The 23,533-nt window shown below is 69.0% G+C and carries 23 protein-coding genes and 4 pseudogenes; 16 read left to right on the top strand and 11 right to left on the bottom strand.

The window, feature by feature from the left end; all coding sequences use genetic code 11:
- Positions 1 to 177: 177 nt before the first annotated feature.
- Both K6K41_RS26970 and K6K41_RS26965 read right to left on the bottom strand, forming a co-directional pair.
- Entirely contained in the window at positions 178 to 474 is a 297-nt protein-coding gene (locus K6K41_RS26970) for a hypothetical protein (protein WP_261403089.1), read from the bottom strand.
- Positions 471 to 1,184: a metal-dependent hydrolase gene (locus tag K6K41_RS26965; RefSeq protein ID WP_261403088.1), complete on the bottom strand. Its 714-nt coding sequence runs from the start codon at positions 1,182 to 1,184 to the stop codon at positions 471 to 473. The genes K6K41_RS26970 and K6K41_RS26965 overlap by 4 nt, the downstream gene beginning before the upstream one ends.
- A gap of 132 nt (positions 1,185 to 1,316) precedes the next feature.
- Here K6K41_RS26965 and ruvX point away from each other — a divergent pair.
- The 7 genes and pseudogenes from ruvX to dprA all read left to right on the top strand — a co-directional run bounded on the left by ruvX (position 1,317) and on the right by dprA (position 7,698).
- Positions 1,317 to 1,806: pseudogene (gene ruvX / locus K6K41_RS26960) on the top strand (Holliday junction resolvase RuvX).
- Positions 1,803 to 2,318: an AEC family transporter gene (locus tag K6K41_RS26955; RefSeq protein WP_261403087.1), complete on the top strand. Its 516-nt coding sequence runs from the start codon at positions 1,803 to 1,805 to the stop codon at positions 2,316 to 2,318. Before ruvX ends, K6K41_RS26955 begins: the two are co-directional and overlap by 4 nt.
- Positions 2,319 to 2,445: 127 nt before the next feature.
- Positions 2,446 to 2,745, top strand: a complete 300-nt coding sequence (locus K6K41_RS26950) for an AEC family transporter (RefSeq protein ID WP_261403086.1) — start codon at positions 2,446 to 2,448, stop codon at positions 2,743 to 2,745.
- A 788-nt stretch (positions 2,746 to 3,533) separates the two neighbouring features.
- Complete coding sequence (locus K6K41_RS26945; protein ID WP_261403085.1) at positions 3,534 to 4,487, top strand: aspartate carbamoyltransferase catalytic subunit; 954 nt, start codon at positions 3,534 to 3,536, stop codon at positions 4,485 to 4,487.
- Positions 4,480 to 5,783 (top strand): annotated as a pseudogene (locus K6K41_RS26940) (dihydroorotase). Before K6K41_RS26945 ends, K6K41_RS26940 begins: the two are co-directional and overlap by 8 nt.
- Positions 5,784 to 5,954: 171 nt before the next feature.
- On the top strand, positions 5,955 to 6,563 hold the full coding sequence (gene plsY / locus K6K41_RS26935) for a glycerol-3-phosphate 1-O-acyltransferase PlsY (RefSeq protein WP_261403084.1): 609 nt from the start codon (positions 5,955 to 5,957) through the stop codon (positions 6,561 to 6,563).
- A gap of 10 nt (positions 6,564 to 6,573) precedes the next feature.
- Positions 6,574 to 7,698: a DNA-processing protein DprA gene (gene dprA, locus K6K41_RS26930; RefSeq protein ID WP_261403083.1), complete on the top strand. Its 1,125-nt coding sequence runs from the start codon at positions 6,574 to 6,576 to the stop codon at positions 7,696 to 7,698.
- Here the strand turns inward: dprA and K6K41_RS26925 are convergent.
- Positions 7,672 to 7,896: a hypothetical protein gene (locus K6K41_RS26925; protein WP_261403082.1), complete on the bottom strand. Its 225-nt coding sequence runs from the start codon at positions 7,894 to 7,896 to the stop codon at positions 7,672 to 7,674. The genes dprA and K6K41_RS26925 overlap by 27 nt on opposite strands.
- 251 nt (positions 7,897 to 8,147) lie before the next feature.
- Between K6K41_RS26925 and K6K41_RS30875 the strand changes: the two are divergent.
- From K6K41_RS30875 to rpmG, 8 genes and pseudogenes are all read left to right on the top strand, one after another.
- Positions 8,148 to 10,067, top strand: a pseudogene (locus K6K41_RS30875) (DNA topoisomerase); the annotation flags it as partial.
- A 38-nt stretch (positions 10,068 to 10,105) separates the two neighbouring features.
- Positions 10,106 to 10,816, top strand: coding sequence for a topoisomerase C-terminal repeat-containing protein (locus K6K41_RS30870; protein WP_428978617.1), 711 nt, complete (start codon positions 10,106 to 10,108; stop codon positions 10,814 to 10,816).
- A 20-nt stretch (positions 10,817 to 10,836) separates the two neighbouring features.
- The gene (locus K6K41_RS26910) at positions 10,837 to 11,208 is read left to right on the top strand and encodes a hypothetical protein (RefSeq protein ID WP_261403080.1); all 372 of its coding nucleotides are present in this window, start codon (positions 10,837 to 10,839) and stop codon (positions 11,206 to 11,208) included.
- A 234-nt stretch (positions 11,209 to 11,442) separates the two neighbouring features.
- The gene (gene rnr / locus K6K41_RS26905) at positions 11,443 to 13,749 is read left to right on the top strand and encodes a ribonuclease R (RefSeq protein ID WP_261405840.1); all 2,307 of its coding nucleotides are present in this window, start codon (positions 11,443 to 11,445) and stop codon (positions 13,747 to 13,749) included.
- On the top strand, positions 13,746 to 14,201 hold the full coding sequence (locus tag K6K41_RS26900) for a DUF983 domain-containing protein (RefSeq protein WP_261403079.1): 456 nt from the start codon (positions 13,746 to 13,748) through the stop codon (positions 14,199 to 14,201). Before rnr ends, K6K41_RS26900 begins: the two co-directional genes overlap by 4 nt.
- Positions 14,198 to 14,896, top strand: coding sequence for an NUDIX hydrolase (locus tag K6K41_RS26895; protein WP_261403078.1), 699 nt, complete (start codon positions 14,198 to 14,200; stop codon positions 14,894 to 14,896). Before K6K41_RS26900 ends, K6K41_RS26895 begins: the two co-directional genes overlap by 4 nt.
- A 257-nt stretch (positions 14,897 to 15,153) precedes the next feature.
- Positions 15,154 to 16,250: pseudogene (locus tag K6K41_RS30865) on the top strand (MFS transporter).
- Positions 16,251 to 16,416: 166 nt separating this feature from the next.
- Complete coding sequence (rpmG, locus tag K6K41_RS26885; protein WP_261403077.1) at positions 16,417 to 16,584, top strand: 50S ribosomal protein L33; 168 nt, start codon at positions 16,417 to 16,419, stop codon at positions 16,582 to 16,584.
- 56 nt (positions 16,585 to 16,640) lie between these two features.
- On the opposite strand, the gene K6K41_RS26880 is transcribed toward rpmG, so the two are convergent.
- From K6K41_RS26880 to K6K41_RS26870, 3 genes are read right to left on the bottom strand one after another with little or no spacing between them, the layout of a single operon-like run.
- Positions 16,641 to 16,895, bottom strand: coding sequence for a PQQ-dependent sugar dehydrogenase (locus K6K41_RS26880; protein ID WP_315855247.1), 255 nt, complete (start codon positions 16,893 to 16,895; stop codon positions 16,641 to 16,643).
- A 28-nt stretch (positions 16,896 to 16,923) separates the two neighbouring features.
- Entirely contained in the window at positions 16,924 to 17,595 is a 672-nt protein-coding gene (locus K6K41_RS26875) for a PQQ-dependent sugar dehydrogenase (RefSeq protein WP_315855096.1), read from the bottom strand.
- The gene (locus tag K6K41_RS26870) at positions 17,592 to 17,762 is read right to left on the bottom strand and encodes a hypothetical protein (protein ID WP_261403076.1); all 171 of its coding nucleotides are present in this window, start codon (positions 17,760 to 17,762) and stop codon (positions 17,592 to 17,594) included. Before K6K41_RS26870 ends, K6K41_RS26875 begins: the two co-directional genes overlap by 4 nt.
- A 281-nt stretch (positions 17,763 to 18,043) precedes the next feature.
- On the opposite strand from K6K41_RS26870, the gene K6K41_RS26865 reads away from it, so the two are divergent.
- On the top strand, positions 18,044 to 18,496 hold the full coding sequence (locus K6K41_RS26865; RefSeq protein WP_261403075.1) for a hypothetical protein: 453 nt from the start codon (positions 18,044 to 18,046) through the stop codon (positions 18,494 to 18,496).
- Here K6K41_RS26865 and K6K41_RS26860 read toward each other — a convergent pair.
- The 5 genes from K6K41_RS26860 to K6K41_RS26840 are packed head-to-tail and all read right to left on the bottom strand — an operon-like array spanning position 18,486 to position 23,433.
- A complete protein-coding gene (locus tag K6K41_RS26860; protein WP_261403074.1) occupies positions 18,486 to 19,271 on the bottom strand; it encodes a formylmethanofuran dehydrogenase subunit C in 786 nt (261 codons plus the stop codon). The genes K6K41_RS26865 and K6K41_RS26860 overlap by 11 nt on opposite strands.
- On the bottom strand, positions 19,268 to 20,164 hold the full coding sequence (fhcD, locus tag K6K41_RS26855; RefSeq protein ID WP_261403073.1) for a formylmethanofuran--tetrahydromethanopterin N-formyltransferase: 897 nt from the start codon (positions 20,162 to 20,164) through the stop codon (positions 19,268 to 19,270). The genes K6K41_RS26860 and fhcD overlap by 4 nt, the downstream gene beginning before the upstream one ends.
- Entirely contained in the window at positions 20,161 to 21,819 is a 1,659-nt protein-coding gene (locus K6K41_RS26850; RefSeq protein ID WP_261403072.1) for a formylmethanofuran dehydrogenase subunit A, read from the bottom strand. Before K6K41_RS26850 ends, fhcD begins: the two co-directional genes overlap by 4 nt.
- Positions 21,816 to 23,060, bottom strand: coding sequence for a hypothetical protein (locus tag K6K41_RS26845; protein WP_261403071.1), 1,245 nt, complete (start codon positions 23,058 to 23,060; stop codon positions 21,816 to 21,818). The genes K6K41_RS26850 and K6K41_RS26845 overlap by 4 nt, the downstream gene beginning before the upstream one ends.
- The gene (locus K6K41_RS26840) at positions 23,053 to 23,433 is read right to left on the bottom strand and encodes a 4a-hydroxytetrahydrobiopterin dehydratase (protein WP_261403070.1); all 381 of its coding nucleotides are present in this window, start codon (positions 23,431 to 23,433) and stop codon (positions 23,053 to 23,055) included. The genes K6K41_RS26845 and K6K41_RS26840 overlap by 8 nt, the downstream gene beginning before the upstream one ends.
- Positions 23,434 to 23,533: the final 100 nt, after the last annotated feature.

Raw genomic sequence — 23,533 nt, 5'->3', positions numbered from 1 at the left:
CCGCAACGCACTGCTTGCTTCGAGACGCGGCCTTAGTGCGCGCTTCGAGACGGCCCTTCGGGCCTCATCGAGCCATGAGGACGGTTTGTGTAGCCCAAACGATCCTCATGCTGAGGAGCCGTCCGAAGGACGGCGTCTCGAAGCGCGCAGTTGACTGCGCCAGCCTGCGGCGGCGGTTCACCAGCCCGCGTCCGGCGGGACGGGCGACACCGTCGCCTTCCGGGTCTTCTTGACGAACAGGCACAGCATCGTCTCGCGCGTTCCCTTCATCCGGCCGCTGGCGATCTGCCCCGCGACCCGCGTCACCGAGTGCAGTTCGAAGTCGACGGACTTGAGGGTCCTGGCCTTGGCGAGGCCCGAGGCCTTCGCGCAGGTCTTCGCCACCTCCGCCTCATGAGCGGCCCAGGCGTCCGGCGAAGCGGCCACGGCCGGAAACGCCGCGAGACAGAAGGCGGCGGCGAGGAGAGCCCTCACCCCTCGGCCTCGAACTCCACCCCGACCTCGGGAACCTTCACGGTCGTTCCGCGCACGCTGTCCATGAGGGCGGTGAACTTCTCCGCGCTCGGATCGATGATCGGGAAAGTGCCGTAGTGGCAGGGCACGACGAGGTCGAAGTCGAAGAAGTGCCGGCAGGCGTAGGCCGCGGTCTTGGCGCCCATGGTGAAGCGGTCGCCGATCGGCACGAAGCCGACGTTCGGGGCGTAGAGCTCGTTGATGAGCTTCATGTCGCCGAAAATGCCGGTGTCGCCCATGGCGTAGACCACCGGCTCGTCCTCGCCCTCCGGGGCGATGATCAATCCGTGCGGGTCGCCGAGATAGATCGAGACGCCGTTGTCCAGCAGCTTGCCGGACGAGTGGAACGCCTGGGTCATGGTGACCTTGAAGCCCGGCAGCATGACCGAGCCGCCGGTGTTCATCGGCTCCAACTTCTCGACGCCCTGGGAGACGAGCCACTGGCCGAGGTCGAAGTCGGCGACCAGCGTCGCGCCGGTTCGCTTGGCGATCTCGACCGTCTGGCCGACATGGTCGAAATGGCCGTGGGTCAAGAGAATGTGGGTCGTCCCGGCGGTCGCTGCTGCGATGTCGCCCTTGAACACCCCGTTGTCCAAGAAGGGATCGACCAGCACCACCGAGGAGCCGAAGGCGAGCTTGAAGGCCGAGTGACCATACCAGGTGATCCGCATTGTGGCTTCGCGACCTCCGTCGTCCGGGCGAGCATCGAGCTTGGCGCGACACATAAGCGCCGGGCCGCCCCCGGCAAGCGGACGAAACGTCATGGATGGCGCGGCCCTTCATCGCCGTGCTAGCCAAGCGGCATGCCAGCCGCCGTGTTCCAGTCCTTCGAGGAGTTCGCCCGAACGCTGCCCCCCATGGGCGCGCTGGCGGGGCTCGACCTCGGGACCAAGACCATCGGCGTCGCGGTGTCGGATCCCGCGCGGCGCGTCGCCTCGCCGCTCGAAACGGTCATGCAAGAAATTCACGCCGGACGTGACGCGCATGCTGGAGATCGCGGCCAGCCGGAAGGTCGCGGGGCTCGTGCTGGGCCTTCCCGTCAACATGGACGGCACCGAGGGCCCTCGCGCTCAGGCGACCCGCGCCTTCGCCCGCAACCTCGCGCCGCTGACCGAGCTTCCGATCGCCTTCTGGGACGAGCGCATGTCGACGGCGGCGGTCGAGCGCATGCTAATCTCGTTCGACACCAGCCGGAAGCGTCGCGACGAGGTCGTGGACAAGCTCGCGGCGGCCTACATCCTGCAGGGCGCTCTCGACCGGATGTCGTATCTCGCCCGCAACGACGCGCCGTGATCGTCGCGATCGAAAGCCTTCTGCCCTCGCTTCTCCTGATCGGACTCGGCTCCGGCCTCGTCAGGACCGCGATCATGTCGCGCGAAGGCTGGGAGGGCGTCGAGCGGCTGAACTACTACCTGCTCTATCCGGTGCTGTTGTTCGTGAGCGTGGTGCGGGCCGACCTCAGATCTGCGCCCGTCTTCTCCGCGGGAGCCGCGATGGCGCTCGGAGTCGCGACCGTCGCGGCGCTCATGATCGTGTCGCGACGCCTCTGGCCGCGTCTGGGAGCTGCGGACGGCCCGGCCTTCACCAGCCATCTGCAGGGCGCGATCCGCTACAACACGGCGGTGGCGCTCGCGGTCTCCGGCGCGCTGTTCGGCGCCGAAGGGCTTGCGCTCGCGGCGCTCGGCGCGGTCGCGCGATCGTGCCGCTCATCAACGTCCTGTGCGTCAGCGCGCTCGCGACATGGGCCTCCGCCACGCCGCCGCGGGCCGCGGGTCTGGCGAAGGAGATCGCGCTCAATCCGCTGATCATCGGCACGGTCGCGGGCGCGCTGGTCAACGCGTCGGGCCTTGCGCTCTACAAGCCGCTCGTCGAGACCTTCGATCTCGTCGGCCGGGGCGCGCTCGGCTAGCGCTGCTCCTTGTCGGGGCGGGCTTGCGCCTGCAGGCGCTTGCGCCGCGCGTCGACGTCGCGGCCTCGACGGCGCTGAAGCTCGTGCTAATGCCGGTCGCGATGACGTCCTACGCGATCGCCCTCGGCGTCGAAGGCGCGGCGCTCGCGGTCGTGGCGATCACCGGCGCGACGCCGACGGCGAGCAGCGCCTACGTCCTCGCGCGACGAATGGGCGGCGACGCGGAGCTCATGGCCACCCTCATCACCACCCAGACGATCCTGGCGTTTGCGACCTTGCCGGTCGCCGTCTGGCTCGCCGGCGGGGCCGGCGCCCCGCCGTGAGCGGGGCCGCAGCTCCGCCGTGAGCGCGTCGTCGGCTCGCCTCAGCAGGGCCGGTAGCGGATGACCCTTGACCGGCCGGCCGCTGGCGTCGCGGCGCTTGCTGATCACCTGGCACTCCGCGCCCGAATAGACGCGGCGCGGGCGTAGTCGTAGCCGCCGTCGTCGTAATAGTCGTCGTAGTAGTACGGGCTCGCGAGAGCCGCGCCGGCCGCAAGGCCCACCACGCCGGCCGCGTAGTAGCCGCCGCGCCGCCAGCCGTAGCGCCCCGCCGCGATAATAGCCGCCGCGCCAGCCGCGGTAGCCGCCGCGATAGGCGTAGCGTCCGCCGCCGCGCCAGCTGCGGCCGCCCCAGCTGCGGCCGCCGAACGATCGACCGCCGCCGAACGACCTGCCGCCGCCGAAGCTGCGCCCGCCGCCGCCCCAGCCGCCGCCGCCGCGGCGGCCGACTGGCTGGATGTCCTTCATGGCGTAGCCGCCGACGGTCGCGCCGGACGCAGCGTTCTTCGAAGCGGCGTTGGCCGGCGAAGCCAGCGCCGCGACGCCGAGCGCGCAGGCGCCGGCGATAACGACATTCTGAAGCGGATTCATGTGACTCGAAGCCTCCTGGCGAGCGTCTCGCCTTCTTGATGGAAGGTTAAACGCCGCGAACTGGCCGGCCTTGCGGCTACACGCCACAAAAAATGGCCGGCGCGCCCTCATGCCGGACGAGATGGCGCGTCTCAAACGGTGGGCAAGGGCGCCGCGGGCCTTGCGAAAGAGGTCTCCGGAGCCTTAAGAGACCGGCCTTGATGAGCCCAGAACCGAACCCGCCGTTCGCGTTCCCGCACCGACATCTGCTCGGGATCGCGGGTCTGTCGCCAAGCGACATCGAGGGCCTTCTGGCCTCGGCCGAGGAGGCGGTATCTCTGTCCCGCCAGGTCGAGAAGAAAAAATCGACTTTGCGCGGACGCACGCAGGTCAACCTGTTCTTCGAGGCCTCGACCCGAACGCAGTCGTCGTTCGAGATCGCGGGCAAGCGGCTGGGCGCCGACGTCATGAACATGTCGGTGGCCTCCTCCTCGCTGAAAAAGGGCGAGACCGTTCTGGACACCGCCCTGACGCTGAACGCGATGCGGCCGGACATCATCGTGGTCCGCCATCACGCGGCGGGCGCGGTGGCGCTGCTCGCCCAGAAGGTCGACTGCTCGGTGGTGAACGCCGGCGACGGCGCGCATGAGCACCCCACCCAGGCTCTGCTCGACGCCCTCACGATCAAGCGCGCCAAGGGGCGGATCGAGGGCCTCAAGGTCGCGATCTGCGGCGACGTCCTGCATTCGCGCGTGGCGCGCTCGAACATCATCCTGTTGAACGCGCTCGGCGCGGAGGTTCGCGTGGTGGCCCCTTCCACGCTGCTGCCCGCAGGCGTCGAGCGCATGGGAGTGACGCCCTTCCGCACCATGCGCGAGGGCCTTGAGGGCGTCGACGTCGTGATGATGCTGCGCCTGCAGCTCGAGCGCATGAACGGCTCCTACGTGCCGTCCGTGAAGGAATACTTCGCGCGCTTCGGCCTCGACGCCCAGAAGCTCGCCTACGCGGCGCCCGACGCGGTCGTCATGCATCCCGGTCCGATGAACCGCGGCGTCGAAATCGCCTCGGAGGTCGCCGACGGCCCGCAGTCGCTGATCCGCGAGCAGGTCGAGATGGGCGTCGCGGTCCGCATGGCGGTGCTCGAAGCGCTCGCGAGGCATCTTCCCAATGCGTGAGCACCAGCCCTCCGAGGCCCGCCCCACCCTGTTCGTCAACGCCCGGCTCGTCTGCCCGGCGACCGGGCGCGACGAGACCGGCTCGCTGCTGGTCGACGGCGGCCAGATCGTCGAGCTCGGGCCCAAGGTGCCGCCCGCCTCGCGCGCCGAAACGGTCGACTGTCGGGGCGCGGTTCTGGCCCCCGGCCTCGTGGATCTCGGCGCCTTCATGGGCGAGCCCGGAGCCGAGCATCGCGAGTCCATCGAAACCGCGAGCCTCGCGGCGGCGGCCGGCGGCGTCACCACGATCGTGGCCCGCCCCGACACCACGCCCCCGTCGATTCGCCCGAGATCGTCGACCACCTGAAACGCCGCGCCCGCGACACGGCGAGCGTCCATGTCCATCCGATGGCCGCGCTCACCAAGGGGCTCGAGGGCCGCGAGATGACGGAAGTCGGGCTGCTGCTCGACGCCGGCGCGGTCGCCTTCACCGACGGGCCGCGCTCGGTCGCGAACGCCCGCGTTCTCCGCCGCGCCATGACTTACGCGCGCGATTCCGGCGCGCTGATCTGCTGCCATGTCGAGGACCCGGACCTCGCGTCCGGCGGCGCCATGAACGAGGGCGAATACGCCTCGCGCCTCGGCCTGCCGGGGCGTCCCTCGACGGCGGAGACGCTGATGCTGGAGCGGGACGTGCGCCTCGCCCGGCTCACCGGCGCGCGCTACCACGCCAACGTCGTCACCTGCTCGGAGAGCCTGGAGGTTCTGGCCCGCGCCAAGAAGGGCGCGCCGAACATCACCTGCGGGACCTCGATCGCGCATCTGACGCTCAATGAAAACGACGTCGGCGAGTACCGCACCTTCTTCAAGCTCGCGCCGCCTCTGCGCCATGAGGACGACCGCATCGCGCTCGTCCAGGCGCTCGCCGACGGGCTGATCGACGTCGTCTGCTCCGCCCATGACCCGCAGGACGTCGAGACCAAGCGCCGGCCCTTCGCCGAGGCCGAGGACGGCGCGATCGGGCTTGAGACGATGCTCGCCGCGGGCCTCCGGCTCGTCCATTCCGGCGACGTGCCGCTGCATCGCCTGCTCGCCGCCATGTCGACGAAACCCGCGGAGCTTCTGGGCCTTCCCGGCGGCGCGCTCAAGGTCGGCGCCCCCGCCGACCTCATCGTCTTCGACCCCGACGCCCCCTGGGTGCTGGACGCCACGAAGCTGCGCTCGAAGTCCAAGAACACGCCCTTCGACCAGGCCCGCTTCCAGGGCCGCGTGCTGCGCACGGTCGTTGCCGGGCGGACGGTCTACGCGTACGGTTGAGGCGCACGGGATCCTTGGACGAGCCAGGTGCGTGCTTCGAGACGCCCGCTCTCGCGGGCTCCTCAGCATGAGGGCGTTGAGAATGCCACGCGAAGGATATCTCATGCTGAAGAGCGGCCCGCAGGGGCGCGTCTCGAAGCACGCAGTTTCTTTCGTGCAGAGCGATAAAGCGTGACCGACCTCCTTCTCTCCGCCCTCATCGGATACCTGCTCGGTTCGATCCCCTTCGGCGTGATCGTGACGCGCCTCGGCGGAGCGGGCGACCTCCGCAAGATCGGCTCCGGCAACATCGGCACCACCAACGTGCTGCGCACCGGCCGCAAGGAGCTCGCGGCCGCCACCCTCCTCGGCGACATGTTAAAGGCGACCGTCGCGGTGCTCGTCGCGCGCCATTTCTGGGGCGAGACCGCGGGCCTCGTCGGCGGAGCCGCGGCCTTCCTCGGCCACGTCTTCCCCGTCTGGCTCAAATTCAAGGGCGGCAAGGGCGTCGCCACCTATCTCGGCGCCCTGATCGGCGTGTTCTGGCCAGTCGCGCTCGCTTTCGCAGGCGTATGGATCGCGGTGGCCAAGATCACGAAATACTCCTCGGCCTCCGCGCTCGCCGCGAGCCTCTGCGCGCCGCTTCTCCTCGCGATCTTCGTCGACTCGATCACAGCGATCGTTTTCGCCGGGCTTTCGATCGCGCTGTGGCAGCTTCACCACGAGAACATCGGCCGCCTGATGGCGGGCGAGGAAAGCCGGATCGGCGAGAAGTCGGCCGCGCCGGATCCCCAAAGCTAGGACGTTGAAGATGCCCGGGCTCAGCGACGCGCAGCGCATAGCCTGGCTCCGGCTCATCCGATCCGAGAACGTCGGCCCCCGCACCTTCCGCAACCTCGTCAACCACTTCGGCGGCGCGGCCGCGGCGCTAGAGGCCCTGCCCGACCTTGCGCGCCGCGGCGGGCGGACCATCCATGTCTGCTCGACCGCGGAGGCCGAGGACGAACTCGCCGAATGCGCCCGCCGCGGCGTCCGGATGATCGCGCTCGGGGAGCCCGACTATCCTGCGATCCTGGCCTCGACCGAGGGCGCGCCGCCCTTGCTCGCGGTCGCCGGCGCCGCCGGCTGCTTCAAACGGCCGATGGTGTCGATCGTCGGCGCGCGCAACGCCTCTTCGGCCGGTCGGAGCTTCGCGCAGCGGCTGGCCCACGAACTCGGCGGCGCGGGCTGGGTCGTTGTTTCCGGCCTCGCCCGCGGGATCGACGCCGCCGCGCACGCCGCCTCGGTCGAGACCGGGACGGTCGCGGTGTTCGCGGGCGGGCTCGATTGCCTCTATCCGCCCGAGCACGCGGATCTCGCCAGCCGCATCGTCGAGGACGGCGCGCTCGTCTCCGAGATGCCGATGGGCTGGCAGCCGCGCGGACGGGATTTTCCGCGGCGCAACCGCATCATCGCGGCGATGAGCCTCGGCGTGGTGGTGGTGGAGGCGGCGATGCGCTCCGGCTCGCTCATCACCGCCCGGCTCGCGACCGAGATCGGCCGCGAGGTCATGGCGGCGCCGGGCTCCCCGCTCGATCCGCGCTGCGAGGGCTCGAACGCGCTGCTGCGAGAGGGCGCCACCCTCATCACGCGCTCCGAACATGTGATCGAAGCGCTCGGCCCCCTGATCGACCGCGGGCCGCCTCCCCCGCCGCCGATCTCGCTCGCGCAGGCCGGCGCCGCCGGGTTCGAGACGCCGGCCGCGGCGGACGACGACCGGACGAAGGTCTTGGAACTGCTGGGTCCTTCGCCTGCGACGATCGACGATCTCGTACGGCAGTCGGGCGCGCAGCCGAGGATCGTGCAGGTGGTCTTGCTGGAACTCGAGCTCGCCGGCCGGCTCGACCGCCGAGAGGACGGCCGGGTCGCGCTAAGAAGCGTCGACGCCTTCGTCTGACGGAGCCCGGCGCGTGTCGTCCTGGTCGCCTTCGCGCGCGATGGTCTCGGCTTCAAGTCCCGCCATCTCGAGAAGATAGGCGAGCGTCGTCAGCCTGTTGCGTCTCGCGAGCGCGCTGAGGTCCCGGCTCATTCCGGCGATGTAATCCGCGACATGCTCGCCGCCCTTCGGGATCGTATCGCCGTTCTGATCTCGCACGTCGGGCCCCGGCTCAATTGGTTGTGTCGCTAATTTTCATAAACCATTGATTGCGTCGCCGCCACAACCTGGCGTGCGAGACGGGAGGCGACCGAAACCCGCCCGGCCGATCTCTCCAAAAAGCAGGCGACGACGCTCGGAAGCCTCTGTTCCGAGCCCGACCATCGCCTCGCCATTTGACACGCCCCTGCCGCTCTCCCATTTTCCGCCCGCCGCCGAAGGCAGCACGGCCGGCGAAAGGCTCTTTCCTCATGCACAGTCTCGTCATCGTCGAGTCGCCCGCAAAGGCGAAGACGATCAACAAGTATCTCGGCTCGAACTACGAGGTCCTCGCGTCCTACGGGCACGTGCGCGACCTGCCGGCGAAAGACGGCTCGGTCGATCCGGACGACGACTTCCGCATGATCTGGGAGGTCGACGGCAAGGCCTCGCAGCGCCTGAACGAGATCGCGCGGGCGGTGAAGAACGCCGACAAGCTGATCCTCGCCACCGACCCGGATCGCGAGGGCGAGGCGATCTCGTGGCATGTGCTGGAAGTGCTGCGGCAGAAGAAGGCGTTGAAGGACCAGCCGGTCGAGCGCGTCGTCTTCAACGCCATCACCAAGCAGGCGATTCTCGACGCGATGAAGAAGCCGCGCGAGATCGACGTCGCGCTGGTGGACGCCTATCTCGCCCGCCGGGCGCTGGATTATCTCGTCGGTTTCACGCTCTCGCCCGTGCTGTGGCGCAAGCTGCCGGGCGCGCGCTCGGCCGGGGTGCAGTCGGTCGCGCTCCGCCTCGTGTGCCAGCGCGAGATGGAGATCGAGCGCTTCGTTCCGCGCGAATACTGGTCGCTGATCGCAAAGCTCGCGACGCCGAAGGGCGACGTGTTCGAGGCGCGCATCTCGGCCGCGGACGGCAAGAAGATCGGCCGCCTCGACATCGGCGACGAAAAGACCGCGACCGCGCTCAAGCAAGCGATCGAGGCCTCGAACCTCGTGGTGCGCGAGGTGGAGGCCAAGCCCGGCCGACGCAACCCCGCCGCGCCCTTCACCACCTCGACGCTTCAGCAGGAGGCGAGCCGCAAGCTCGGCTTCGCGCCGAACCGCACATGCAGCTCGCCCAGCGGCTCTATGAAGGCGTCGACATCGGCGGCGAGACCACCGGCCTCATCACCTATATGCGGACCGACGGCGTCGACATGGACCCGAGCGCGGTCGCGGCCGTCCGCTCGCTCATCGGCGGCGACTACGGCCCGCTACCTGCCCGACAGCCCTCGCAAATACACCGTGAAGGCCAAGAACGCGCAGGAAGCCACGAGGCGATCCGCCCGACCGATCCCACGCGCCTGCCCAAGGAGATGGCCCGCCGCCTCGACGAGGATCAGGCCAAGCTCTACGACCTCATCTGGAAGCGCACCGTCGCGAGCCAGATGGAGGCGGCGGAGGTCGAGCGCACCACGGTCGACATCGCGGCGAACGGCTCAGGCCGCGACGTCGAGCTGCGCGCCACCGGCACGGTCGTGACCTTCGACGGCTTCCTGAAGCTCTATCAGGAAGGCCGCGACGACGAGGGCGACGAGGACGGCGCCCGTCTGCCGCAGATGGCTTCGGGCGACCCGCTGAAGCGCGTCGCGCCGATCGAGTCCTCGCAGCACTTCACAGAGCCGCCGGCGCGCTATTCGGAGGCCTCGCTCATCAAGCGCATGGAGGAGCTCGGCATCGGGCGCCCCTCCACCTACGCCGCGACCCTCGCGGTGCTGCGCGACCGCGAATACGTCAAGCTCGACAAGAAGCGCCTCATGCCGGACGACAAGGGCCGGCTGGTGACCGCCTTTCTCGAGAGCTTCTTCGAGCGCTACGTGGAGTACGACTTCACGGCGAGCCTCGAGGAGGATCTCGACAAGATCTCCAACAACGAGCTCGACTGGAAAGAGGTGCTGCGGCGCTTCTGGAAGGATTTCACGGGCGCGGTCGACGCCACCAAGGAGCTGCGCGTCGCGCAGGTTCTCGACGCGCTCAACGAGATTCTGGGCCCGTATGTCTTCCCCGCGAAGGCCGACGGCTCCGACCCGCGCGTGTGCCCCACCTGCGGCGCCGGCCAGCTCTCGCTGAAGCTCGGCAAATACGGCTCCTTCATCGGCTGCTCGAACTATCCCGAATGCCGCTACACCCGTCCGCTCGGCGGCGAGATGAACGGCGAGGAGGGATCGGCCGCCGGCCCAGACGGCGTGAAGGTGCTGGGGACCGATCCCGAGACCGGCCTTGAGGTCAGCCTTCGCGACGGGCGCTTCGGCGCCTATGTGCAGCTCGGCGAGCCGGTCGAGAAGGAAAAACCCAAACGCTCCAGCCTGCCGAAGGGCTGGTCGGCGGCCGAACTGACGCTGGAAGACGCGCTGAAGCTTCTGGCGCTGCCGCGGCTCGTCGGCGCGCATCCGGAGACCGGCAAGCCCATCGAGGCGAATATCGGCCGCTACGGCCCCTACGTCGCCCATGACGGCGTCTACGCCAACCTCGAGACGGCCGAGGAGGTCTTCACCGTCGGCCTCAACCGCGCGGTCGCGGTCATCGCCGACAAGCTGGCCAAGCGCGGCGGCGGACGCGGCGCGGCGGCGGCTGGCCGCACGCTCGGCGACCATCCGGACGGCGGGCCGGTGACGGTCCATGCCGGACGCTACGGCCCCTACGTCAAGCACGGCAAGGTCAATGCGACGTTGCCCAAGGGCGTCGACGCCGAGTCGGTGACGCTGGAAGAGGCGATCAAGATCGTGGACGCCAAGGCGGCGCAGGGCGGAGGCGGAAAGAAGCCCGCCCGCAAGACCGCGGCGAAAACGGACAAGAAACCCGCGGCCAAGAAAGCCGCGGCCAAAAAGCCCGCCTCAAAGGCGGCTTCGGGGAAGGCCACAGCCAAGAAGGCCCCGGCGAAGAACGCCGCGGAATAGCCGCCTCGGGAGGGCGAGCAATGAGGCCGTTGAAACTTTTTGCGCTGGGCGCCGCGACGGCGCTCGGCCTGAGCGCCGGCGCGAACGCCAAGAACTACGTGGTGTGGGGCGTTGGCGCCAAGACCTGCGGGGCCTGGACCGAAGCCAGGCTCACCAACAAGGAACGGGCCGAGACCTTCCAGTCCTGGGTCCACGCCTTCATGACGGGCGCGGCCTACGGGCGCGAGGGGCTCGACATCCGGCGCGACGTGAAGTTCGAGGCCGAGGCGCTGACCGCCTGGGTCGACAAGTACTGCGAGGTTAATCCGCTGATGACGGTGGAACGTGCGGCGGTGGCCTTGCTCGATCACATCGCCGGGGAGCCGGAGGCTGCGAAGGCGGCGCCGAATTAGGCGCGCCGCTCATCGCCCCATCCTGAGGCCTACCCTCCCCTGTCCCAGGGGAGGGAGAGCCCCTTCGTCCGCAATCTCGTCGGAAAGCTCGCGGTTAAGGCGGATACGTCGTAGAGGTCGACCTTACTCCTTTCACAGGACAGGTCCGCCAACGCGATGGCGTCGAAGCCCTCACCTTTCAAGCCGAAATCCCGCAAGCCGGCCGGCGATCGCCTGCCGAAGGCGGTCGCCGCCATGCCGAAGCCCGGGCTGCCGTCGCGCGACGAACTCGTAGCCTTCATCACGCAGTCAGGCGGCAAGACCGACAAGCGCGAGATCGCGCGCGCCTTCCATGTGAAGGGCGACGAGCGCGTCGAGCTGAAGCGCATGCTGCACGAGCTCGAGGACGACGGCGTCGTGAACCGCCGCGGAAAGACGCTCGGCCGCGCCGGATACCTGCCGAACGTCACCCTCGCCGACGTCACCGGCCGCGACGGCCATGGAGAACTGATCGCCGAGCCCGCCGACTGGGACGAAGACGACTTGGGCAAGGCGCCCAAGATCCTTGTCCTGACGTCGTCGAGCGGGCGCAGGCCCGGCGTCGCGCCGGGAGTGGGCGACCGCGTGCTGATCCGCGTGACGCCGGTCGAGGACGCCGAGCCCGGCGAGCCGACGCACGAAGGACGGGTGATCAAGATCCTGTCGAAGCAGTCGGCCCGGGTGCTCGGCGTGTTCCGGGCGCTGCCGGACGGCTCGGGCCGCCTCCAGCCGGTCGACAAGCGCAACGCCGGCCGCGAATTGCAGATCGCCGCCGAGGACGCCGACGGCGCGAAGGACGGCGACCTCGTGGCCGCCGACCTGCTGAAGTCCCGCAAGCACTATGGCCTGCCCGCCGCCCGCGTTCGCGAAAAGCTCGGTTCGCTGTCCAACGAGAAGGCGGTCAGCCTCATCGCGATCCACGCGCACAACATCCCGCACGTGTTTTCGCGCGAGACGCTCGCCGAGGCCGAAGACGCCAAGCCCGCGACGCTGAAAGGCCGCGAGGACTGGAGGAAAATTCCGCTCGTCACCATCGATCCGGTCGACGCCAAGGACCATGACGACGCCGTCCATGCCGAGCCGGACGTGAGCCCGGACAATCCCGGCGGCCATATGGTCATCGTCGCGATCGCCGACGTCGCGTCCTATGTGCGGCCGAACTCCGCGCTCGACCGCGAGGCGCTCGACCGCGGCAACTCGGTCTATTTTCCGGACCGCGTCGTTCCGATGCTGCCCGAGCGCATCTCGAACGACCTCTGCTCGCTGCGCGAGGCCGAGAACCGCCCGGCGCTGGCTGTCCGGATGATCTTCGACAAGGACGGCCGAAAACTCCGTCACACCTTCCACCGCGTGATGATGCGATCGGCCGCGAAGCTCTCCTATCAGGCCGCGCAGTCGGCGATCGACGGGACGCCGGACGACAAGACCGGGCCGCTGCTCGAGCCGGTGCTGAAGCCGCTCTGGGCCGCCTATGACGCCCTGAAGCGCGCCCGCGACGCCCGTGGCCCACTCGACCTCGACCTGCCGGAGCGCAAGCTCGTGCTGACGCCGGACGGCGCGGTCGACCGAGTCGTCGTCCCGCCCCGCCTCGACGCCCATCGGCTGATCGAGGAGTTCATGATCCAGGCGAATGTCGCCGCGGCCGAGACGCTGGAAGCCAAGCGCACGCCGCTGGTCTACCGCGTCCACGATGCGCCCTCGCTCGAAAAGCTCGAGGCGCTGCGCGAGCTCCTGAAGACGCTCGACATCGAGCTGCCGAAATCCGGGAACCTGCGCCCGGCGCACTTTAACGGCATCCTGACCCGCGTCGCGGGTGAGGAGTCCTCCAGTCTCGTCAACGAGGTGGTGCTGCGCACGCAGGCGCAGGCCGAATACGCCGCCGAAAACTACGGCCATTTCGGCCTGAATCTCCGCCGCTACGCCCACTTCACCTCGCCGATTCGCCGCTACGCCGACCTCATCGTCCACCGGGCGCTGGTGCGGGCGCTCGACCTCGGGAGCGACGGCCTGCCGGACGCGGTCTCGGTCGAGGAGCTGAACGAGATCGGCACGCGCATCTCGGCCTCGGAGCGCCGCGCCATGGCGGCCGAGCGCGAGACCATCGACCGGCTGATCGCCCATTTCCTGTTCGACCGCGTGGGCGCGACCTTCACCGGCCGCATCGCTGGCGTCACGCGCTCAGGCCTCTTCGTAAAACTCGACGAGACCGGCGCGGACGGCTTCGTGCCGGTCGGCACGCTCGGGCTCGACTATTTCGTGCATGACGAAGCCGCCCGCGCGCTCGTCGGCTCGGCGACCGGCGAAAGCTACCGGCTCGGCGACCATGTCGAGGTGAAGCTCGTCGAGGCCGCGCCGGTCGCGGGGGCTCTCCGCTTCGAGATGCTGTCGGAAGGGCGCCAGGGAAAGCCAGTCGGCCGCGGCAAGCGGGGCATGCGGCGCGCCGGCGCTCAGTCCTTCGGCGCATCGAAAACGCGGTCGGGACCCGCTAAGTCGAAGCCGAAGGGCAAAAAAGGAAAGCGATGAGCGTCGACTACGCGCACGGGAGCGAAGCGGAAGCCGATCCGCCCGCGCGCCCCATCTGGCGCTCGATGCGGCGCGGCGCGGTCCTGCGTTGCCCCGCCTGCGGCGAAGGCCGCATGTTCTCCGCCTACCTCAAGGTCACGCCGGCCTGCGCATCCTGCGGCGAAGAGCTTCACCACCAGCGCGCCGACGACGCGCCGACCTACATCGTCATCACGATCGTAGCCCATGTGGTGGTGGGGGCCCTCCTGTGGGTCGAGGTCGCCTACCAGCCGCCTGTGTGGCTGCACATGGCGATGTGGCTGCCGCTCACCGTCATTCTGTCGCTCGCGCTGCTGCCGCCCGTGAAGGGCGCGCTGGTCGGCCTGCAATGGGCGCTCAGGATGCATGGTTTCGGCGGCGAAGACGACGACATGCCCCCCGACGGCGGCCTCAAGCCCGAGCAGACACAGTGACCGAGACAGCAAAGCCAAAGCCCCAGCCGATCCGCGACGCCGGCACGCTGATCCTGATCGACCGATCGGAGACCGAACCCAAGGTGCTGATGGGCAAGCGCCATTCGGCCTCGCCCTTCATGCCCGGAAAGTTCGTGTTCCCGGGCGGGCGCGTGGAAGCCGCCGACGGCAAGGTCAACGTCGCGGGCGTCTATGCGCCCCATGTCGAGCGCCGCTTGCAGGAACGCGTGCAGCGCCCCTCGATCAGTCGCGCCCGCGCCTATGGCCTCGCGGCGATCCGGGAGCTTGCGGAAGAGACCGGCATCCTGGTGGGCGACCGCGAATCGGGCCCCTTTGCCTCGCCTGGCTCGACCTGGGATTCCTTCGCCGAAGCGGAAGTGTTTCCGTCTCTCGAAAGCCTCACGCTGATCGCCCGCGCCATCACCCCCACGGGCCGCCCTCGCCGCTTCGACGCGCGCTTCTTCGCCGCCGACGCGAGCGCGATCGGGGCGCGGAAGGAGGGCGTGGTGACGCCGGACGCAGAGCTCGTCGAGCTCGTCTGGGTGACGCTCGCCGAAGCCCGGACACTCGACCTGCCGAACATCACCGCGACGGTGCTGGGAGATCTCGCCGAGCGCATAGAGGAAGGCCTCGAGCGGGATCTCGCCGTGCCGTTCTATCCGAAGGGCTCTTCGGGCGTGCGGGAGCTGCTGTGACTTCGTGAGGCGCGGGTCTCTCCCCTCCCCCTTGCGGGGAGGGGTCGGGGGTGGGGGTGGCTCCGAAAGAGGCTCAGACGGTCACGCCGTTCTACGCCGGCGCAGAACGCTCGATCCTGAACCACCCCCACCCTTACCCTCCCCGCAAGGGGGGGAGCGGTTGGCGTGGCGTGCGCCGTCTCCACAGCAGCGGCATTTTTCCCATTGCGCCCGAGACACTGGCGTTCCGCCCCGCGCCGTGCTCCAGACAGCGCGCCATGACCGCCCGCACGAGCTTCAAAAGCCTCCTCACTCCCCCGATCATCGCCGCGATCGCCTGCATCACCACTGCGGGCGTGAGCCTTGCACTGTCGGTGCCACTGCTCGCCTTCGCCATGGAGGCGCGCGGGGCCTCGGGAACCTTCATCGGCGCCAACACCGCCATGGGCGGAGTCGCGGTGCTGGCGGCGACGCCCCTCATCCCCCGCGCGGCCGCGATACTCGGCGTGCGCCCTCTCCTGTTCCTCGCGCTCGCGCTCGGGGCGGCGACCATGCTCGGCTTCGCGGCCCCCTGGCCGCTCTGGACCTGGTTTCCGCTGCGCTTCGCGCTTGGGGTCAGCCTCGGCGCGATGTTCGTGCTGTCGGAGTTCTGGATCACCTCGCTCGCCCCGCCCCAGCAGCGCGGCGTGGTGATGGGGCCTACGTCACCGCACTGTCTCTCGGCTTCGCCGCGGGGCCAGCGATTCTCGTGATGACCGGGACCGCGAGCCTCCTGCCCTATCTCGTCGGCGCGGCGCTGTTCGTCGTCGCCATGGTCCCGATTCTCCTGTTCGGGGCCGGCGCGCCGACGATCGAGAAGCCCGAGCCCGGCCGCGGCGTGCTGTTCTTCATCCGCCTCGCGCCAGCCGCAACGCTTGCGGGCTTCACCTTCGGAGCGATCGAGACCGGAGCCTTCACCTTCCTGCCGCTCTACGGGGTGCGCACCGGGCTTGACGCCGACGCCGCCGCGCTCATCGGCTCGGCGGTCGCGCTCGGCAACGTCGTGTCGCAGATCCCCATGGGCCTGCTGTCGGACCGGATGGACCGGCGCAAGCTTCTGATCCTCATCGGCGCGGGCTGCGCGGTGGGCGCGGCGGCGATCCCGCTGACGCAAGGCTCGATCATCGCCTATTTCGCGCTGGCCACCGTCTGGGGCAGCGTCATCACGGGCCTCTACACCGTTGGTCTTGCGATGCTGGGCGAGCGATTCTCAGGGGTCGACCTCGCCACCGCCAACGCCGCCTTCGTGATGATGTACCCTTCGGCATGCTGGTCGGCCCGCCGGTGCTTGGCGTCGGCATGGACGTCTGGAATCCGCACGGCGCCCCGGCCCTGATCGCGCTGATGCTGGCGGCTTACGCGGCCGTCGCCGCCTTCGGCGCCAAAGCCGCCCGGGCGCCTTGACTTCCGGCGTTCCTGAGTAGCTTGCGCGCTCCAATCCAGACCGTCTGGACGTCAGACTTTTCGCGGGCGCGACGTCCGCCCGTTCGAGGACTTCTCACATGGCGAAGGCCGCCAACATCAAGATCAAACTGCTGAGCACCGCCGACACCGGCACCTTCTACGTGACCAGCAAGAACTCGCGCACCAAGACCGAAAAGATGGTCATGAAGAAGTATGACCCGGTCGTGCGCAAGCACGTCGACTTCAAGGAAACCAAGATCAAGTGATCCTGGGTTCTCTGGACTGAACGCCAAAAGGCGCTCTTCGGAGCGCCTTTTTCGTTTCAGCGCGCCCGCGTCAGCCGCAGCAGGCGCGCCTTGGGCCCGTCGGTCAGCACGAGGATCGAGCCGTCGGGCGCGACCTTCACGTCGCGGATCCGCTCGCCACGTTCGGCCAGAAGCAGGTCCTGCCCCACGATGCGGCCGCCCTCGCGCCTCACGCGCCGCACCGCCTTCTCCTTCAGCGCCGGCACCAGTAGGTCGCCGCGCCAGCCCGGGAACAGGTCGCCATCGTAGATCGCGAGGCCCGCAGGCGCGATTGAGGGCGTCCATTCGAGGAGCGGCGGCTCATAGCCGGCAAGTCCCGAAACGGCGAGACGCGCGCGAAGGTGTAGTCGAGTCCGCCGGTGACGATCGGCCAGCCGTAGTTCTTGCCCGGCGACACGCGGTTTGATCTCGTCGCCCCCCGCGCGGCCCGTGCTCGGAGATCAGGATCGAGCCGTCCGCGGGATCGACCACCACGCCCTGCACGTTGCGGTGCCCGAGGCTGAACACCTCCGGCGCGGCGCCCGCGCGCGCGACGAACGGGTTGTCGGCCGGGGCCCTGCCCTCGCGATCGAGGCGCACGAGCTTGCCGAGATGGTTCGACAGGTCCTGAGCGTCCTCGCGCCGGTCGAAACCGTCGCCGAGCGTCAGGAGCAGCGTCCCGTCCGGCAGGAAGGCGATGCGGCCGCCGTAATGCGAATTCCCCGCCTTGGGCGTCGCGCTGAACAGCACGCGCATGTCACGGAGCGCGTCGCCGTCGAGCCGCGCGCGGACGAGCCGGGTGTTGTTGGCCTCGCGGCGTCCATAGGCGAACGTCAGGTAGATCAGGCCGTTGGAGGAAAACTCAGGATCGGCCGCGACGTCCATGAGGCCGGTCTTCTTCGTGAAATAGACGTCCGGAAGAGATCCGATCCGGATCGCGGTTCTGGACCCGTCCGTCTCGAGCGCCATGAGGCGCCCGCCGAGTTCCGTCACGAGGCGGCGGCCATTGGGAGAACCGTGACCGACCACGGCATGAGGAACCCGTAAACGACCGTCTCGACGCGGTAGGTGGAGGGATCGACGCGCGGGATGGGCTCGGCCCGCGCCGGCGGGAACGCCGCTGCGGCCATGATTGAGACGGCGAGAAGGATCAGTCGCAAGGGATGCTCCGCGCCGCGAACGCCGGAGCGGCTCGCGGCGGATATGGCGAGCAGGACGTGAAAGCCCAATCAAGTCCCGGAGAGGCGGGCTTTCGGCTGGAGGAGATCACGCTAGAACGGCGTGTCGATCGACTCGTGAACCTCCCGTCATGCCCGCGTCTTCCCGCGGGTATCCACGACTTTGCAAGCGCTGCGTTCGACGACCAAGTCGTGGATGCCCGGCTCCACCGGGCATGACCGCAGTGGGCGATGAACGTTCGCCACATGTTAGAAAGCCGCCTTTGACCCTCGCCCGCCTTGCCCGAGTCGCCATCGCCTTCCTCGCGGCCGTCGCGGCGACGGCGGTTTTGGGGAGCGTCCTGCAGACCCAGATCAACATCGCGGCGATCGAGTCGATCGGGCCGGCCGTGCCGCTCGGCCTTCGCGCCGCCACCACCGCAGAGGACATGCTGGGCTTCGGGCCCGTGATGGCCGCGATCGCCGGCGCCGCCATGGCTCCGGCGTTTCTCGTCGCGGGCGTTTTCGTGTGGCTCGCCGACAGAAGCCCGACGATCCTGTTTTCGCTCGCCGGCGTGCTGGGATTGTTCGCCGCCTTCGGGCTGATGGGGCACTTCACCCCGATGCCGACGCTCGTCGGTGCCGTGCGAGGCCCGTTCGGCCTCGCGGCGATGTGCGCGACGGGCCTGGTCGGCGGCCTCGTATTCTCCCGGCTCGCGACGAAGCCTAGCGGCTGACGATCAGCGCCTCGCCCTTGCCGGCGATGTTGAGGTCGCCGGCGTAGCGGCGCGCCTTGGTCACGTCCTTGCCGAGGAACGCCGCAAGCTCCGGCGAACGGCGGACCAGCACGCGCAGCATGACGAGGTCATGGTCGCCGGCGTCATGGAACCCCGACGCGAGGCCATCGGCGGAACGCAGGAAGAGCGTCCCGCGCTTCATGCCGCGGCCGGCGTTCGCGCCCAACTTGCCCGCGACCGCGAGCGACCCCGCTATGAGGTCGGTCGCGGCTTCTTCCGCGACGTCGCCGCCCACCACCACCACGCCGCCGCGCAGGCGCTCGCAGGCGCGGCGGCCGGCCGAGCCCGCCACCACCACCACGCCGCCGCTCATGCCGCGCCGGGAGCCGTCACCCGCCGCGCCGAGATGCGCGCCGACTGAGCCCGCCACCGCGACCTTTCCGCCGGAAATCTCCGCCGCAGTGAAATCACCTGCGGAGCCGTCGACCACGATCGCCCCGCCGGTCATGCGCGAGCCCAGCGAATGCCCGACATCGCCCTTCACGACGATTTCGCCTTCAACCAGCCGCGCGCCGACGCGGTCGAGCCGCCCGCCGCCTTCGATCGTCAGACGGCCATTGGCTGAGCCCGACACGTCGAACAATTCGCCAAGCTCCACCGTCGATCCGCCATAGCCGATCTTGTGCTTGGCCAGATCCGCCATGCCCGGCAGCATGCCGCCGAGATCGACGCGCGCCTCGAACTCTTCGCGCGGGGTGAGGACGAGCCCGGTCACTTCATGATCTCCCGGAGCTTGAAGTGGAACGGCCCGAGATTGCCGCCGTAATTGCCGGCGTCGATCGCCACCACGCCCTTGGCGCGGCCGAGCGCGACGACCGCCTCGATGCCCGCCCGCGTGCAGTCCGACACCGCCTTCTCCGAGACGCCGTCGATGACGATCTCCATCACCGAGGCGACCTCGGGCGGCAGCGCGGTCTGACCCTGAGCGCGCAGCGTCGGGCAGTAGGCGTTGTTGGTCGAGGCGAACATGCCGGCGTATTTCGAGCCGACCTTCGAGCCCGAGCGCACTATCCCGCCGGGGAACGGCAGGATGTTGCCCGGCACCTTGCTCATCGCTTCCGCAGCGGCTTCCGCCGCCTGCAGCGCCTCGCCGCGCGAGGTCGCGAGGATCAGGATGTTGCCGCCCCCGACGCCCGAGACCGAGCCGGTCTCATGGTCGCAGACGAACTCGCCTTCCATGACGGGGATACGCCAGATGCGCTTGCCGTTGACGTTCTTGGCGATCTGCCAGCCGTCGCCGAAATATTTGAGCGCCTTGCCGATCGAGATCGAGTCGCCGCCCTCGACGCCTGCGTAGCAGGCCGAGGTCGGCGAGGTCAGCACGCACTGGCCGATGCGGTTCGGCACGATCGACTTCAGGCCCTTGATGTCCATCGCGAAGATGAGCACCGCAACGCCTGGGCGACCGTCCGGCGTCTCTTCAGCCGGCACCTCGCGCTCGACGCCGGCCTCGCAGCCGCAGCCGATCACGGAAGTGGCGAAGCCCGTCATGGTCTTGGCCGCGATCATGGCCCATTTGGCCGTGTCGGCGGTGATGATCAGCCGCGTGCCGACCATCGGGAAGGCTTCCGCGAAACTGTCGCGGATCTCGACGCCGTTCAGGATCATGACGCCCTCACGGTCTGGTGGCGCACGGTCCCTCGCCCGCCGCGGATCTCGTCGTCGGAGAGCCTGAAGGTCTTCGCCTTGTAGCCCATCGCCTCGTCGAACCAGCGGTCCATCTTGGAGTCCATCGACTTGTCGTAGTCCGGCGCGACCTGATGCGTGCGGCCATAGACGAGATCGACGATCTCTCCGTCCTTCACGATGACGCGGCCGTCCTTCAGCACGTAGTCAGCCTTCTGGAACATGGCCTCGCGGTCCTTGTCCTCGCGGTAGACCACTACGTCGCCGACCGCGCCCGCGCCGAGGTGGCCGCGGTCGGTGAGGCCGAGGATCTTCGCCGGCGCCGCGCGGGTGACGATCGCGATCTCTTCGAGCGTGTATTCGCGCTTGATCTCGAGCAGGTTCGAGGCCTTGCGCGCCGCCTTGTTGAGCCGCGCGAACTGCTCCTCGCGAAAACTGCGGTCCATCAGCAGCTTGATGAGGTGCGGATAGGTGGTGAACGGGCCGCCGTTCGGATGGTCGGTCGTCAGGAACACGCGCCAAGGGTCTTCGATGAGCAGGAACAGCTCCAGCCCGATCGCCCATTGCAGCGCGTTGACGAAGTTCTTGTCTTTGTATTCGAAAGGCACGATCCCGCAGGCCGCGTCCATCTCCATGTCCATGCCGAGCCAGCGCTTCGGCGTGGCGATGCCGCGGTTGCGGTACTGGGACATAAGGTCGGCCGAGGCGGTCACCGTCTGGCCGAACATCACCTGCCCGACATCAACTGTGATGTTGGGGTTCTTGTTGACCGCTTCCGCGATCTTGGCCGCGCCGGAGGAGAACTTGCGGTCGCCCTCGGTCCCGTAGCTGTGGAACTGCACATGCGTCAGGTGCAGCGGCAGGCCCTCGGCGGCCGCGATCGTGTCGAGCGTCGTCTGCTCGTTGCCGGGAACGCCGAGATTGCAGCCGTGGAGGTGGATCGGATGGGCGAGCCCCAGCTCCTTCACCGCCTTCACCAGCGTCTGCAGAACCTTGCGGGGCGTGACGCCGTAGCGCTCGTTCTGCTCGTCGAGATCAAGCTTTCGCTGGTTGAACTTGAACGCGTTGATGCCGCCCGGATTGACGATCTTGATCGCCATGGTCTTGGTCGCGGCCAGCATCCAGGCCACGTAGTCGTTGACCTCCTGCTGGCTCGCGCCGGTGGCGATGAAGTCCAGCAGCTTGTCGTCGTTGCCGAGCACCAGATAGCCGCCGGTGTCGAGGAACGGGATGTCGGCCATCTCGGCGTGCATGTGGCGCGCGTTGGACGCGACCATCGCGGGCTCGAACACCGCCGTATAGCCCATCTCGGCGTAGCGGCAGCCGGTGGCGTGGGCGGTCATGGTCGAGAGCCCGCCGCCGCAGCCGCAGAACTCGCCCTTGGGTTCGCGGATCGCCCGCTGCTCCTCGGACATCAGCAGACGCGAGATGTTCGACTTGCCGCCGGCGATGTGGCTGTGGATGTCGATGGCGCCCGCCATGACGATCCCGCCCTTGGCGTCGATGGTCTCGGCGTTCGCGGGCGCGGCGTCGGCGGCGGCCACGCGGCCGTCCACCACGACGACGTCGCGCAGCGTCGCGGCCTCGCCGTTCGCCGGGTCCAGAACCTTGCCGTTGGTGATGCGCACCGCGCTCATGGCTGGGCCTCCGCGATGCCGGTCACGACCTCGGCGACGCTCTTCAGCCCCGCGTCGCGATACTTTTTGAGCGGCAGACCCACGACCGAATCCGCACGAAACACGAGGCCCGCATGGTCGAGGCCGGGCTGACCGACGGGAATGAAGACGTCCGGCTCGCGCTCGAACTCGGTTCCTGGATGCGCGATCGCGATGATCTGCGCGTCGGACGACGGCGGCTTTTCGGGGCGGAACGCAGACGTCCAGACAAGGATGTCGGCATCCTCGAGCGCGGCCTCAGTCGAATAGGCCGACTGGTCGTGCTCGGAAACGCCGTCGCGGAAGCCGAGGCGGAGCGGAAAGCCCGTCGTCCAGAGCGAGACGTGATAGGCGCCAGTGAGATTGTCCTTGCCCGACAGCGGCAGGCAGGCGGCGCGGGTCGAGACGTTGAGCGCGTCGACGACCGACACCGCGCGCTCGACCACGAGGTCGCCGTCGTCCCCGAGCGACGAGGCGCTCCAGGCGAGCACGGCGTACTTGGCCGACTTGAGCGCCTCCGCGAGCGGCGCGAGGTCCGGCGCGCCGGCGACCGGCGCCTGTCCGGCGACCAGCGCCTGCAGGCGCGACATGGCGTCGACGAGGCCGCTGTCGGGTACAGGGATCGTCTCGACTGTCGAACCGTCGAGCTGGGCCTTGGCCTCCGCAGTCGGCTCGCCGCCGACAAACACCACCTTGCGCGGCCCGGTGAGGAACCGACCGGTCTTCGGCGTCACGCGCGAATAGAGCTGGTGGAACGCCTTGGACGGGTCCGGCCCGACCACCACGAACAGGTCGCAGCGGTTGCGGACCTCCGCGAAGGTCGTGGCGATCCAGCCCTTGCGCTGCGAGGAGGCGAGATTTTTGTAGAGCCCCGGCGAGGCGTAATGATCGACGCTGCCGCCGGTCTTGGCCGCAAGCTTCAGGATCGCGCGCACGCCGTCGACATCCGCGCCAAGGCCTGCATAGGCCGGCGACCGCGCGCCGGCCAGCAGCTCGGCCGCGGCCGACACGGCGACGTCGAGCGGCACGTCGCGGCCGTTCACCCGCGCTGAGGGCGCTGGCTCCGGTCCGCGGCGGAACAGCGCCGCGGCGCGTCCGCACACGCCCTCGCCCGCCTCCACGGCCTCGCCCGAGACCTTCAACGTCGCGTCGTCGCAGCCGAGGCCGCAGAACGGGCAGACGACGTCCTCATGCGTCACGCCGCCGCTCGCCTGGTCAGTCATATTTCACGTAGGCGAAGCGCTGGTCGCCCTGCGGCGTGCCCTCGAGGCCCTGCCCTTCCGAGCCCGGCTGCCACTGCACCACATCCTCGATTTTCTTCGCGAGCGAGAAGTCCCGGTCCGTGATCCCCTTGGCGTCGTGGCTCATCAGGCGAACCTCGACCCAGGCGTAGGACGCGGTGATGTCGGGATGGTGCCAGGCGGCCTCGGCGAGGTGGCCGACGGTGTTGATCACCATCAGCGTGCCCTTCCAGCTGTTGGTCTTGTAGGTGCGGCGAATCCAGCCGTCCTCGAGCTTCCACTTGGGCAGCTCGCTCGCGAGGCGCTTTTCGACCTCATCGGCCGGAATGACCGTCGTGGCCTTGGCTTCAGCCATATCGGCGTCCCCCTTTTGGTGAATTGCGGCGAGGCTTACACAGGCGCCCGCGGCCGTGCAACGCGGCCCCGGTTAAGGACTTAGGCTTATAGGCGCGGTT

The organism is Chenggangzhangella methanolivorans (assembly GCF_019797865.1).
Lineage (GTDB): Bacteria > Pseudomonadota > Alphaproteobacteria > Rhizobiales > Methylopilaceae > Methylopila > Methylopila methanolivorans.
This window is presented reverse-complemented; position numbering and strand designations above follow the sequence as displayed.

Excerpts from the sequence above, each read along its gene's own strand:
- K6K41_RS26965 (WP_261403088.1), bottom strand. The coding sequence starts at position 1,184 with ATGCGGATCACCTGGTATGGTCACTCGGCCTTCAAGCTCGCCTTCGGC.
- K6K41_RS26945 (WP_261403085.1), top strand. The coding sequence starts at position 3,534 with ATGAGCCCAGAACCGAACCCGCCGTTCGCGTTCCCGCACCGACATCTG.
- dprA (WP_261403083.1), top strand. The coding sequence starts at position 6,574 with ATGCCCGGGCTCAGCGACGCGCAGCGCATAGCCTGGCTCCGGCTCATC.
- K6K41_RS26910 (WP_261403080.1), top strand. The coding sequence starts at position 10,837 with ATGAGGCCGTTGAAACTTTTTGCGCTGGGCGCCGCGACGGCGCTCGGC.
- rnr (WP_261405840.1), top strand. The coding sequence starts at position 11,443 with ATGCCGAAGCCCGGGCTGCCGTCGCGCGACGAACTCGTAGCCTTCATC.
- K6K41_RS26900 (WP_261403079.1), top strand. The coding sequence starts at position 13,746 with ATGAGCGTCGACTACGCGCACGGGAGCGAAGCGGAAGCCGATCCGCCC.
- rpmG (WP_261403077.1), top strand. The coding sequence starts at position 16,417 with ATGGCGAAGGCCGCCAACATCAAGATCAAACTGCTGAGCACCGCCGAC.
- fhcD (WP_261403073.1), bottom strand. The coding sequence starts at position 20,164 with ATGATCCTGAACGGCGTCGAGATCCGCGACAGTTTCGCGGAAGCCTTC.
- K6K41_RS26850 (WP_261403072.1), bottom strand. The coding sequence starts at position 21,819 with ATGAGCGCGGTGCGCATCACCAACGGCAAGGTTCTGGACCCGGCGAAC.
- K6K41_RS26845 (WP_261403071.1), bottom strand. The coding sequence starts at position 23,060 with ATGACTGACCAGGCGAGCGGCGGCGTGACGCATGAGGACGTCGTCTGC.
- K6K41_RS26840 (WP_261403070.1), bottom strand. The coding sequence starts at position 23,433 with ATGGCTGAAGCCAAGGCCACGACGGTCATTCCGGCCGATGAGGTCGAA.